Here is a 12378-nt window from a genome sequence, read left to right as displayed (position 1 = left end):
GCAAAGCACGATCAGCAGACCTGCTCGACCGGGCAGGCGGCCGGCGGGAGGTTCGCGACATCGCCCTTCCCGCGCGACGTCGTTCTCCGCTGGGACCAGGATACGACAAGTCGCTCTACCTTGTGACGGGTGTCTCAGCCGACCGGAAAAAGGTGCTCCGACCCGCGTGAGTAAGCTCGCACGCCGTGACCGCACGACCGCTGCAGGACATCGTCGAAGCAGGCTGGGCGCAAGCCCTCGAACCGGTGGCGCCGCAGGTCGCCGCGATGGGAGAGTTCCTCCGCGCGGAGATCGCCGCCAGCCGGACCTATCTACCGGCGGGTGAACACGTGCTGCGGGCGTTCCAGCAGCCGTTCCACGACGTGCGGGTGCTGATCGTCGGCCAGGACCCGTACCCGACGCCCGGGCACGCCGTCGGGCTGAGCTTCTCGGTGGCGCCGGACGTCCGGCCGATCCCGAAGAGCCTGATCAACATCTACAAGGAGTACTGCGAAGACCTCGGGCACCCGTTGCCGTCGAACGGCGACCTGACGCCGTGGGCCGACCAGGGTGTGCTGCTGCTCAACAGGTCGCTGACCGTGCAGCCCGGGAAGTCGAACTCGCACCAGGGTAAAGGCTGGGAAGCGGTCACCGAGCAGGCCATCAAGGCCCTCGCCGCGCGGGATGAGCCGATGGTGGCGATCCTGTGGGGCCGCAACGCGCGGAACCTGAAGCCGATGCTGGGGAAGGTGCCGTGCATCGAGTCGGCGCACCCGAGCCCGCTTTCGGCGCACGCCGGCTTCTTCGGCTCGCGCCCCTTCAGCCGGGCGAACGAGCTGCTGGAGCAGCAGGGCGCCGGTCCCGTGGACTGGAAACTCCCCTGACCTTCACGCGCCTCTTCTGTCGCAGCAGTGACGGGTGTGACGCCTGAGGCGACGTCGAAGTCCGTGAAGGCCTCCTTCACTACCTTGAGGGTAGGGAAAGAGGCCCTCACTACGTCTTGGGCTGGGGGCCGTGACTGGTGGTGCTACTGAGGCGCGTGGGGATGCTCCCGTTCCGTGAAGGCCTCCTTGAGGGACCCAGAGTCCCTCAAGGAGGCCTTCACGGAACCCGGCCGACCCACGGAAAGCCCCCAGTCCCGCGAAACCCCACCGAACCTGCCCATAAAAAATGGCGGGTGCTCCGAAGAGCACCCGCCATTCCCCAAAAACCTGGCTCAGCCGCGAACGACCTTGCCCGCCTTGATGCACGAGGTGCAGGCGTTCAGGCGCTTGCGCTGGGACAGACCGATCTTGGCGTGAACGGTCTGGATGTTCGGGTTCCACCGGCGGTTGGTACGCCGGTGGGAGTGCGAGACCGACTTGCCAAAGCCCGGTCCCTTGCCACAGACGTCGCACACGGCAGCCACGTCGAACTCCTCTGGATCTGGGACAAAGAATGACGCGCCCAGCATGCTGGGCAACTCGACCATAGTAACCAGTGGCTCAGAGCCCTCCGGCACCGGGTCGATACCCTCGCTGGAACAGCTAGGAGGTTACGGCGTGCGGGTGCTGGACGTGGCGGCGGTGTCGGCCTGGTCGGCGGCCTGTGTGCACAGCCTGTCTGTGCTGCGGCCGGCGATCGACGGCATCAACGTCTACCCGGTCGCCGACTCCGACACCGGCTCCAACCTGCTGTTCACGCTGACCGCGGCCCGTGACGCGCTGGCGGAGGCCGAGCCGGCGACGGCCGCCGAGGCGCTGGCGGTGTTCGCCAAGGGTGCGGTCGCGGCGGCCAAGGGCAACTCGGGCGTGATCATGTCGCAGGTCGTGCGCGGGATCGCCGAGTCGGCGGCGGCCAGGGAAATCGACGGGCCCGGGCTCGCGGAGGCGCTCGGGTGCGCGGACAGGGCCGCGACGGGGGCGGTGAGCCGTCCGGTGGCCGGGACCATCCTGACGGTGCTGCACACCGTCGCCGCGTCCGTCCGTGACGCGACGGGGTCGCTCGAAGAGGTGGCCGCCGCGGCGGCGAGCGTCGCCGCCGAAGCCCTCGAAGAGACCCCGAAGCAGCTGCCCGTCCTTGCTGTGGCCGGTGTGGTCGACGCGGGTGCCCGCGGCCTGGTCGCGGTCCTCGACGCCCTTTCCGGCGTCATCTCCGGCAGCCTCGTCGAGCCGGAACACCCGCTCGAGGCACATCACCAGCACACGGTCGACGCGCCGACGGCCTGGGAGGTCATGTACCTGCTCGACGACGTCGACGAAGGCAGTCTCCCCGGGCTTCGCAAAACCCTCAGCGGCCTCGGCGACAGCGTCACGGTCGCCGGGGACGGCGCCGGCGCGTACGCCGTCCACGTGCACTGCGCGGACATCGGCGCGGCGCTGGAGGCCGGGATCGAGCTCGGCCGTCCCCGCCGGGTCCGGGTCGAGCCGCTGATCACGCCCACGCCGGTCGAGGTCGGCGGCGGTATCGACCGTTCGGTGGTCGCCGTGGTCCACGGCGGGCCGCTGGCCGAACTGCTGCGGGCGGAGGGGGTCGCGGTGCTGTCCGTGCCGCCGGGTGTCGCGCCGACGGTCGAGGAGATGCTGGGCCTGATCAACGAGGCGGCCGGGCATCACGTCACCGTCCTGCCGGGCGGCCAGGAGCTGACCGCGGCGGCCGACGCGGCGGCGAGCCACGCGATGGCCGCGGATCGCGACGTCGTGGTCATCCCGTGTGTGTCACCCGTCCAGGTGCTCGCCGCGCTGGCCGTCCACGACAAGGACCGCCGCACCAACGACGACGTGGTCGCGATGGCCGAAGCGGCCGCCGCCACCAGGCGTGGCGAACTGCGGATCGCGCAGGAGGAGTCGCTAACCTGGGTGGGCCGGGCGCAGGCCGGTGACGTCGTCGGCCTCGTCGACGGCGAGGTCGTCCTGATCGAGCCCGCGCCCGCCTCGGAGACGAGCCTGGTCGCGGCCGCGGTCGGCGTGCTGAACCGGATGCTGGCCCTCGGCGGCGAACTGGTCACCGTGCTGACCGGGGTGGACGTGCCGGTCCGGTTGCCCGGTGAGCTGGCCGATCAGCTGCGCCTGGAACATCCCGAGGTCGAACTGACGAGTTACGCCGGCGGCCAATCCGACGCCGTGCTGCTGATGGGGGTGGAGTGACCGCATGACCAACCTGCGCGCGGACCTCAAACTGGTCGTGGGCGCGGCGACGGCGAAGGCACTCGCCAAGGGCCTCAAGATCGAGACGGTCAGCGACCTCCTGCGCCACTACCCGCGCCGCTACGCCGAACGCGGCCAGCTCACCGACATCGCCGGGCTCGAACTCGGCGAGCACGCGACCGTGATGGCGCGGATCGAGCGGGTCAGCAAACGCCGGATGAAGGCACGCAGCGGCACGCTGCTCGAAATGGTGATCACCGACGGCAAACGTCGTCTCCAGTGCACCTTCTTCAACCAGGCCTGGCGCGAAAAGGAACTCGTGCCCGGCAAGAACGGCCTCTTCGCGGGCAAGGTCACCGCGTTCCGCGACGTCCTGCAACTGGCGAACCCCGAGTACGAACTCTTCGACGCCGAGCGCCAGGCCGAGGCGATGGACGACTTCCTCGCCGAGATCATCCCGGTGTACCCGGCCGCGCAGGGGATCCCGACCTGGGTGATCGCCAAGGCCGTCCGGCAGGTGCTGGACGTGCTGGAGGTCGACGAGGACCCGATGCCGATCGAGCTGCTGGCCCGGTACGGCCTGCCCAGCCTGGAAAGCGCGCTGCGCGGTATCCACCGGCCGTCGAGCTGGCAGGCGCTGAACTCCGCGCGGGACAGGCTCAAATGGGACGAAGCCATGGCGGTGCAGCTGATTTTCGCGCAGCGACGGCATTCCCTGGTCTCGCGGCCCGCGAAAGCCTGTCCGCACACCGAGGGCGGCATCCTCGACGCGTTCGACAAACGGCTCCCGTTCGCGCTGACCTCGGGCCAGCAGGAGATCGGCGAGGAGATCGCCGGAGACCTGTCCACCGAACATCCGATGAACCGGCTGCTGCAGGGTGAGGTCGGTTCCGGCAAGACCGTGGTCGCGCTGCGTGCCATGCTGCAGGTCGTCGATTCCGGGCGGCAGGCGGCGATGCTCGCGCCGACGGAGGTCCTCGCCGCGCAGCACGCCCGGTCGCTGCGCGAAATGCTCGGCGACCTCGGGCAGGCGGGCGAGCTCGGCGCCGCGGAGAACGCGACGCGTGTGACCCTGCTGACCGGTTCGATGGGCGCCAAGGAACGCAAGAAGGCGTTGCTGGAGACGGTCAGCGGCGAGGCCGGGATCATCGTCGGCACGCACGCGCTCATCCAGGACACGGTTTCCTTCGCGGATCTGGGCCTGGTCGTGGTCGACGAACAGCACCGGTTCGGGGTGGAGCAGCGGGACGCGCTGCGCTCCCGCGGCTCCGACGAGACCAGCCCGCACGTGCTCGTCATGACCGCGACACCCATCCCGCGCACGGTCGCGATGACCGTCTACGGCGATCTGGAGATCTCCGCGCTGCGCGAGATGCCGGTCGGCCGGTCGCCGATCAAGACGTCGGTGGTGCCGGTCGCGGAGCGGCCCGCTTGGCTGGACAGGGCGTGGCAACGGGTCCGGGAGGAATGCGGCAAGGGCCACCAGGCCTACATCGTCTGCCCGCGCATCGGCGACGAACCGGCGTCGGACAAGGGCGACAAGCGGCCCGCGCTCGCCGTCCTCGATGTGGCGCCCGAACTGGCCGAAGGACAGTTGAAGGGGCTGAAGATCGGCGTCCTGCACGGCCGGATGCCCAGTGACGACAAGGACGCCGTGATGCAGGCGTTCTCCAGGGGTGAGCTGGACGTACTCGTCGCCACCACCGTGATCGAGGTCGGCGTGAACGTGCCGAACGCGACCGCGATGGTGATCATGGACGCCGACCGGTTCGGCATCAGCCAGCTGCACCAGCTGCGCGGCCGGGTCGGCCGAGGCAGCGTGCCCGGGCTTTGCCTGCTGGTCACCGAAACCCTGGACGGGACGACGACCCGCGAGCGGCTGGCCGCCGTCGAGTCCACGACGGACGGTTTCGAACTGTCCAGAATGGACTTGGAACTGCGGCGCGAGGGCGACATCCTCGGTGCCGCGCAGTCGGGGAAGAAGTCGACCCTGAAACTGCTGTCGCTGCTGCGCGACGAGGACGTCATCGCCGAGGCGAGGGCCCGCGCGTTGGAAATCGTCGAGAAGGACCCGGCTTTGGGGAATTACTTGGGGCTGGCGCATATGATCGCCGACGTCGTCGACGAAGATCGCGTGGAGTATCTGGAAAAAAGCTGACCTGGACATCTCTGCCCGATCGGACCTTGCCGCCGGGCGGGCCGAGGGGTTCCCTTGTTCTGCACAGCCTCGTTCTGTGCGGGCGAGGGAGGCCGGCGATGACGTCAGCGGTTCGTGTCCAGCTCGGTGAGGACGGGGCCGACGCCGAGCGCGTCGACCAGCTCACCGGGTACCTCCGAACCGAACTGATCGATCGCGGGGCCGCCGAGGTCAAGGCGCTGCCCGCCGGTCCGGCGCCGCCCGGCTCACGTGCCTTCGACGTCGCGACGGTGGGCGGACTGCTGGTCACGCTGGGGCAGTCCGCCGAAGGCCTGCGCTCGGTCGTCACGGCCGTGCGGGAATGGCTTTCGCGCGGCGGCCGGGTCAAACGCACCGTGCGGCTGGAGATCGACGGCGACGTGCTGGAGCTGTCCCAAGCGAGCCTCACCGATCAGGACAAGCTCGTCGACCTCTTCGTGAGCAGGCATTCGGCGTCATGACCGGCGAGCGGCGTGCCTTGATCATCGCCAACGGGGAGTACGACAACCCCGGGCTGAGCGCGCTGCGGTCCCCGGCCGCGGACGCCGAAGCGCTCGCCGAGGTCCTCGCCGATCGCAACATCAGCGAGTTCGACGTCCAGGTGGTGCGCGACGAGACCGCGCACGTGATCGCGAGCCGGGTCGAGGACCTGTTCGCCGACAGTGCGCCGGACGACGTCCTGCTGGTGCATTTCTCTTGTCACGGCTTGAAAAGCGAGTCGGGCGAGCTGTTCTTCGCCGCCCGCAACACCCGGCCGGAGCGGCTGGCGTCGAGTGCCGTTCCCGCCGATTTCGTCCAGCGCTGTATGCGGATGAGCCGGTCGCGGAGCATCGTCCTCCTGCTGGACTGCTGCTACGGCGGCGCTTTCAGCCAGGGGGTCGCGGTGCGCGCCTCCGGTGAGGCCAACGTGCTCGACGCGTTCCCCGGCGGCGGTTTCGGCGGCCGCGGCCGTGCGGTGATCACCGCGTCGAACTCCATCGAATACGCCTTCGAGGGCGATCACCTCGCCGACGACCACGCCCGGCCGTCGGTGTTCACCTCGGCTCTGGTCGACGGCCTCCGGACTGGGGACGCGGATCGCGACGAAGACGGCTGGATCGCGCTCAGCGAGCTCTACGACTACCTGTTCGACAGCGTCCGCGAACGGAACCCGAACCAGACGCCCAGCCGCGACATCGAGATGCAGGGCGAGCTGTACCTCGCCAGGAGCAGACGCCGCCGGATCAAACCGTCGCCGGTGCCGGCCGACCTGCGCGCCGCGAGCGAGGATCCGAACATGTTCACCCGCCTCGGCGCGGTAACCGAACTCCGGCGACGGCTGACGAGCGAGAACCTCTCCGTCGCCATCGGCGCGCACGAAGTCCTCACCACGATGGCGCAGACCGACATCCAGCACATCGCCGAGGCCGCCGACCTGGCGCGGCGGGAAGCGCGCGTGCGGACCGAGCCCGGCGTGGTGCGGTTCGGCGAGGTCGTCCGGGGATCGGCGCCGGTGGCGCGGATCAGGTTGGAAGGGCCGCCGATCGCGCGGGCCTGCCGGTTCGCGTCGTCGCATTCCTGGTTGCGGGTGACCGAGAGCGGCGACGGGGCCGAGATCTCCCTGGACTTCGCGGAACCCGGGGCGTTCGACGGGCGGATCACCGTGACCGGACCGACCGGCGAGGTGGAGGTGCGGGTCGAGGGGCAGGTCATCCAGGAACCGGAGCCCGAGCCGCGGCCGGTGCACGCGCCCGCGCCGACTCCGGAGCCCTCCAGGAGCCCCGAGCCGCCCGTACTCACGAAGCCAGAACCGGCCGTGCCCGTGCTCCCGGAACCAGGACCGGCCGTGCCCGCGCGCACGAAGCCCGGCCCTTTCGCCGTCGCCGCCGGGCTGCTCGCCTTCGCGGCCGCGGTGTACCTGGTGGTCATCGCGTCCCAGTTCAGTACCAGCGTGGAGGATTTCTTCGAGGACGGCGGTTGGACGGTCTTGCCGCTCGTCGTCTTCGCGATCGGGGCGGGGATCGCGATGTTCCTGCCGAAAACGCGCCGGATGGCGGGGCCGGGAACGCTGTGCGGGCTGGCGCTGCTCTCGGTGATGCCGTCCGGGCCGGTCGTCCTCGTCCTCGCCGACGGCTGTCTGCTGGCCGCGGCCGTCTGCGCGCTGGTGTCGGTGCGGCGTGACCGGAGTTTCCGGCTCGGGCTGGGGAAACCGCGAGGCGCCCTCACCGTGGCGGCGCTCGTTTCCGGAACCTGCGGCGCCGTCGGACTCGTGGTGGAGGCGATCGAACTCGTCGGCTACTCGTCGAGCCGGGCCGACGAGGGCGCGGTCTACCTCGTCGTCTCGGTGACCCTCCTCATCGGGACGCTGCTTGGCGTGTCCCTGCGGCCGGCGGCGTTCGGGGTCGCGTTCCTCGGCGGTGTGGCCGGAGGCGGCATCGTCATGGTGTGCATGCTCTTCTACGCGATGCCGAGCAGTTCGAGCGTGACCGGCGCGGGCTGGGGGATCGCGCTCGCGATGGTGCTCGCGCTCGCCGTCGTGACCGGTCTCGCCGCCCGCAAGGTGAACGGCTGACGATGGCCACGATCCGACCCGCGACCGTCGATGACGCCTGGCCCATCGCCGAGGTGAACGTCCGGTCGTGGCAGGCGGCGTACCAAGGCCTGCTGCCCGAGCTGTACCTGCGCGATCTTTCGGTCGAAGGCCGCGCCGCCCGCTGGCAGCGGACCCTCGCCGATCCCGCCAACCAGGGCGACATCCTGGTCCTCGTCGAGAACGGCTCGCTCCTCGGCTTCACCGCCGTCGACCGGATCCGCGGGGAACTGCGCGCGATCTACCTCGAACCCGAGCGCTGGGGCACAGGACTGGGCAGACAGCTGCTCGACACCGCCGTCGCCGCGCTGCGCGATTCGGGGCACCGCGAGGCGACACTCTGGGTGCTCGACACCAACGATCGCGCCCAGCGCTTCTACGCGGCGGCGGGATGGCAGCCGGACGGGGCGACGAAGACCGACACCATGCCCGGCGAAGACATCCTGCTCTCCGAAGTGCGCTACCGGATCGACCTCGTCAGCGGGTGAACCAGGCACGTTCCTCGGGTTTGTTGAGGGTGACGATGACGCCGATGGCGATGCCCATCCCGATCAGCTGCGTGATCGCCCCGCCGTTGACCAGGCTGATCACCCCCATCACCACGGCCAGCGCCTCGACGGCGATCACCGTCGGCCGCACCCAGGCCGAACCGCGGGAAATCCTTATCGCGCAAGCGATCAGCACGACGGCGCCGACGAAACCGAGGAGCGCCAACGCCAGGGCGAGCCCCGCTTCCTCATTGCCGTGGTCGAGCTCGTTGAGCGCGAGCGCCGTCACCAGCGCGCTGACGAGGATGTTGAGGACCGCCTGCACCCAAAGGAAAACACGGACGAACTTGAGCTGGCGCGGCATCTCCAGCGGCCGGTTCCGGACCTCTTCGGTCATGACGGCTCCCTCTCTTGACATGGAGATGCCAGTGTGGGGCCTGGAAGTCGTTGGTGTTGACGGTAAAACTGTCCTCGTCACGAAGATCCCGCCTCGGTGACGGGCCTTCACGCGCTTGCCGAGTACAGGAAGGGGTCCTTCAGTGAGGGCCTTCTTCCCTACCTTCAGGGTCCCGGCAAAGTCGCATAACTGCTGGTCGACTCCACCGCTAGGTGAACGTGTCGTGGGGGATCCGGCGGGAGCGGGCTCCCGCAAGGAAGCTCACCCGGCTCTTGACTGTCCACAAAGGACATTTGTCAAGACAAATGTGCCCGATTTGTTCGAATTGCTCGTTTTCACGAGGGGGTCGTGAGTGATTTTTGTTGTTCTAACGCTCATTGCCACTCACGACCCCCGGCAGAACCGTATATAGCGGCATCAATCGGACACTCAACCGCCCGGCGGCGTCCCTTGTGGACACTGAAGCCTCGTCGAAGGCTCAACCCCGCTTCTTACGCCTTCTGAGCCCATCGAAGACAAACCCCACACCGATGGCCGCGAGGACGAAGCAGTAGAACACCGTTTCGAGCGCATCCTCCCGATCCGCCGCTTCCGCCACCTTTGCCAGGCCAGCGATTCCGACCGCGACGAAGATCACCGCGGCGAAGGAGCCGAGAACGATCATGACGGCGTGGACCGCGGTCCTGTCCTGACGGGCTTCCCGCGCGGCGTACCGTTGCCTGCGGTTCATCGGCCGCGGCAGCTCATCCCTGGTCATGCCCGGAATACGCCCGCGGGCCACGGCAGGTTGCCACACCACCCGCGACTAATCACGCGACCGCACGAAAGCACCTTCACGCGCCGCGACAGCCACCGCCCGCGCCGTGACTCGCGCCTCCGCCACCGTGAGGCTTTCCCGCGACAGAAAGAGCCGGTAGAACATCGGCCCGCACACCGCCCGCACCAGTTCGTCCCCGTCCGTGCCGGAAGGGATCTCGCCCCGCGCGACGGCGCGCTCCGCGATCGGCGCCATGCGCACGTGCCGGTCGGCGTAGAAGTCGTGCAGTGCCTCGGCCGCCGGCGGCGACTGGAAGGCCGCCAGCACCGACGCCGTGGGCAGTTCCTTCAGTGAGGGCTCGGTGAAGTACCGCACGACCTCCGCCGCCACCTCGTACAGATCGTCCTCGAGCGACCCGGTGTCGGGTGCCGTCCAGTCGTCCTCGGCGCCCATCTGGAGCGCGGCGGCGACGAGGCCGTCGGGCGAGGACCAGCGCCGGTACACCGTGGTCTTGTGCACGCCGGACCGTTCGGCGACCGCGTCCACGGTCAGTTCGCCGAAACCGCGTTCGGCCAGCAGGTCGAGGGTGGCGTGCAGGACGGCCTGGCGGGTGCGTTCCGTCCGGCCGCCGGGCCGTTGGGTACCGGAGGTTGCCAATTGCTACTCCTGTTGCGTTAGTGTGGCCAGTATGTCAGACCCAGCGGAGATCGCCGAACTCATCGGGGACGCGAAGATCGTCGCCGTCGGTGAGAACAACCACCACATCCACGAGTTCGGCGACCTGCGCAATCGTTTGCTCCGGCACCTCGTCGAGCAGCACGGCTTCCGGGTGGTGGCCTTCGAATCCGGCTTCGCCGAGGGAAAGCTCGTCGAGGACTGGCTCAACGGTGCCCCGGGCGACGTCGCCGACATCGGCCGGGACGGCTTCACGTTCTCGCTCGGGGAGTCGCCCGAGGCGCACGAAATGCTGACGTGGCTCCGCGAACGGGGCGACGTCCGGTACTTCGGTCTCGACGTGCCGAGTTCGGCGGGCTCGCCCGTGCCGTCGCTCGACGCGGTCCGCGTGTACCTGTCCACTGTGGACGAGGCCGCGGTGGGCCTTGTCGACGCGGCGATCGAGGCGACCAAGGGGTACGCGTCGGTCAGCAGCGCGGAGGCGCCCGCCAAGTACGCCGCGCTCGACGACGCGGCCAAGGACAAGGCGACCGCCGCGCTCACCCGGCTCAAGACGCACCTCGCCTCGTTGCGTCCCGTCTACGGGGACACCGCCGTCGCGGAGCACCACGTCGAAGGCGCTTCGCGTGTCGACGCCTACCTCGCCGAGGTCGCCGCGATGATGGCCGGCGACGCGCCCGCCCTGCAGAGTGGTTCGCGCGACGCGTACATGGCCGAGACCGTCCGGTTGATCCGGCGGCTGCACGGCGACGACACGAAGATCGTCGTGATGCTCCACAACGGACACCTTCAGCGCGTGCCGTTCTCGCCGTTCCCCGGCCTCACCTCACCTTCGGCCGGCACGCATCTGGCGGCCGAGTTCGGCGACGACTACTTCGCGCTGGGCCTCACCGCGGTCGAGGGTGAGACCACCGGGCTCAAGCCGGATCCGGCCGCGCGGCTCGGGTTCACCGTGTACCGCCAGGAACTGGACGCACCGGCGGAAGGCAGCGTCGAAGCCGAAGGCCCCGGGCTGGTGGATCTCCGCCCGCGACGCGGAACCGCGGGACCCCAGAGCATCCGGCACGCGCATTTGTTCAACCCCGTCGACGTCGTCAACGCCTTCGACGCGCTGGTCTGCTTCCCGAAGTCGACGGTCAGCGGCCACATCGGGCCAAACCAGCCGAACGGGTGACACTCCGGGGTTGCCGCTCCCGGAGTACAGGCGTAGAGCCAAGGCATGATCATTCGACTGGTACGGGTCATGGCCGCGCTCGCGCTCCTGGTTTTCGTGGCGCAGCCCGCCTCCGCGACGGAAGTCCAGCAGAACCCGCCGAACTGGGGACTGGACCGGATCGACCAGCGAACGGGCCTCGACCAGCTCTACCACTACGAGACCGAAGCGAAGGACGTCACGGTCTACGTGATCGACAGCGGGGTCGACGCGGCGCATCCGGACTTCGGCGGCCGGGTGAAGCCGGGTAAGGACTTCCTCAACGGCGGCACGGACACCGCCGACACCAACGGTCACGGCACGTACTTGGCCGGTGTCGCCGCGTCGAGGACCTTCGGTGTCGCCAAGGGCGCGCAGATCGTCCCGGTCCGGGTGATCGACGCACAGGGCGGCGGCGCGACGGACAAGATCATCGCCGGGATCGACTGGGTGACGCAGAACGCACAGCAGCCCGCCGTCGCCGTCCTCGGCATCGGCGGCACGGCCAACGATCAGCTCGACGCCGCCGTCCGCGCGCTCGCGGCGGTCGTCCCGATCGCCCTGCCGGCGGGCGGCGAGGCCGCCGACGCGGGGAAGTTCTCACCCGGCCGGGTCACCGAGGCGCTCACCGTCGGCTCGACCGACGCGAGCGACCAGGTCGGGTCGACGTCGAACTACGGCGAGGTCGTCGACCTGTTCGCACCCGGGGTGGACGTGCCGGGACCCAACGCCGGGGGCAGCGGCGGCAGGGTGCTCAGCGGAACGTCGTCGGCCGCCGCGCACGTCGCCGGGGTGGCCGCGCTGTACCGGTCGCTGCATCCCGCGGTCTCCGCGCCGGACGTCGCGAAGGCGCTCGTGGACCTCGCCGCGGTCGACGTGCTGACCGGTGTCCACGAGGGCACCGCGAACCGGGTGCTCCAGGGCCCTGGCGCGCAACTCAAGCGGGGATGATGTCCATCACCTGGGCAACAACTCCCGCCCTGCGGGACCGAACAGGTAACGTGCCTCACCTACCGATCC

General features: G+C 69.5%; 12 protein-coding genes. 8 read left to right on the top strand and 4 right to left on the bottom strand.

The window, feature by feature from the left end:
• The first annotated feature begins 185 nt into the window (after positions 1-185).
• Positions 186-863, top strand: coding sequence for a uracil-DNA glycosylase (locus tag ACIHAO_RS26625; RefSeq protein ID WP_396562191.1), 678 nt, complete (start codon positions 186-188; stop codon positions 861-863).
• Positions 864-1195: 332 nt separating this feature from the next.
• Here ACIHAO_RS26625 and rpmB read toward each other — a convergent pair whose 3' ends face one another.
• Positions 1196-1387, bottom strand: coding sequence for a 50S ribosomal protein L28 (gene rpmB / locus ACIHAO_RS26620; RefSeq protein ID WP_007031450.1), 192 nt, complete (start codon positions 1385-1387; stop codon positions 1196-1198).
• Positions 1388-1520: 133 nt separating this feature from the next.
• On the opposite strand from rpmB, the gene ACIHAO_RS26615 reads away from it, so the two are divergent.
• The 5 genes from ACIHAO_RS26615 to ACIHAO_RS26595 all read left to right on the top strand — a co-directional run bounded on the left by ACIHAO_RS26615 (position 1521) and on the right by ACIHAO_RS26595 (position 8337).
• Entirely contained in the window at positions 1521-3104 is a 1584-nt protein-coding gene (locus ACIHAO_RS26615) for a DAK2 domain-containing protein (RefSeq protein WP_396562189.1), read from the top strand.
• Positions 3105-3108: 4 nt separating this feature from the next.
• Positions 3109-5262 (top strand): ATP-dependent DNA helicase RecG, encoded by a 2154-nt coding sequence (gene recG, locus ACIHAO_RS26610; protein ID WP_396562187.1) that lies wholly within the window; start codon positions 3109-3111, stop codon positions 5260-5262.
• Between the two features lie 98 nt (positions 5263-5360).
• Complete coding sequence (locus tag ACIHAO_RS26605; protein ID WP_396562185.1) at positions 5361-5741, top strand: hypothetical protein; 381 nt, start codon at positions 5361-5363, stop codon at positions 5739-5741.
• A complete protein-coding gene (locus tag ACIHAO_RS26600; protein ID WP_396562183.1) occupies positions 5738-7831 on the top strand; it encodes a caspase family protein in 2094 nt (697 codons plus the stop codon). The genes ACIHAO_RS26605 and ACIHAO_RS26600 overlap by 4 nt, the downstream gene beginning before the upstream one ends.
• Before the next feature lie 2 nt (positions 7832-7833).
• Complete coding sequence (locus tag ACIHAO_RS26595) at positions 7834-8337, top strand: GNAT family N-acetyltransferase (protein WP_396562181.1); 504 nt, start codon at positions 7834-7836, stop codon at positions 8335-8337.
• Here ACIHAO_RS26595 and ACIHAO_RS26590 read toward each other — a convergent pair.
• The 3 genes from ACIHAO_RS26590 to ACIHAO_RS26580 form a co-directional block, all read right to left on the bottom strand.
• Positions 8327-8734 carry a hypothetical protein gene (locus ACIHAO_RS26590; RefSeq protein WP_396562179.1) on the bottom strand — a complete coding sequence of 136 codons (408 nt, stop codon included), beginning with the start codon at positions 8732-8734 and terminating at the stop codon, positions 8327-8329. The two genes, ACIHAO_RS26595 and ACIHAO_RS26590, sit on opposite strands and share 11 nt — an antisense overlap.
• Before the next feature lie 478 nt (positions 8735-9212).
• The gene (locus ACIHAO_RS26585; protein WP_396562177.1) at positions 9213-9491 is read right to left on the bottom strand and encodes a hypothetical protein; all 279 of its coding nucleotides are present in this window, start codon (positions 9489-9491) and stop codon (positions 9213-9215) included.
• 48 nt (positions 9492-9539) lie between these two features.
• Positions 9540-10148 (bottom strand): TetR/AcrR family transcriptional regulator, encoded by a 609-nt coding sequence (locus ACIHAO_RS26580; RefSeq protein ID WP_396562175.1) that lies wholly within the window; start codon positions 10146-10148, stop codon positions 9540-9542.
• Between the two features lie 31 nt (positions 10149-10179).
• Here ACIHAO_RS26580 and ACIHAO_RS26575 point away from each other — a divergent pair, with 31 nt between their 5' ends.
• Together ACIHAO_RS26575 and ACIHAO_RS26570 are read left to right on the top strand one after the other, a co-directional pair.
• On the top strand, positions 10180-11340 hold the full coding sequence (locus ACIHAO_RS26575; RefSeq protein WP_396562173.1) for an erythromycin esterase family protein: 1161 nt from the start codon (positions 10180-10182) through the stop codon (positions 11338-11340).
• A 69-nt stretch (positions 11341-11409) separates the two neighbouring features.
• Positions 11410-12309, top strand: coding sequence for a S8 family peptidase (locus ACIHAO_RS26570; protein ID WP_396562398.1), 900 nt, complete (start codon positions 11410-11412; stop codon positions 12307-12309).
• The last annotated feature ends 69 nt before the right edge of the window (positions 12310-12378 follow it).

The organism is Amycolatopsis sp. NPDC052450 (assembly GCF_044547565.1).
Classification (GTDB): Bacteria; Actinomycetota; Actinomycetes; order Mycobacteriales; family Pseudonocardiaceae; genus Amycolatopsis.
The sequence above is the reverse complement of the archived record's forward strand: the minus strand, read 5'-3'. Positions and strand labels throughout refer to the sequence as shown.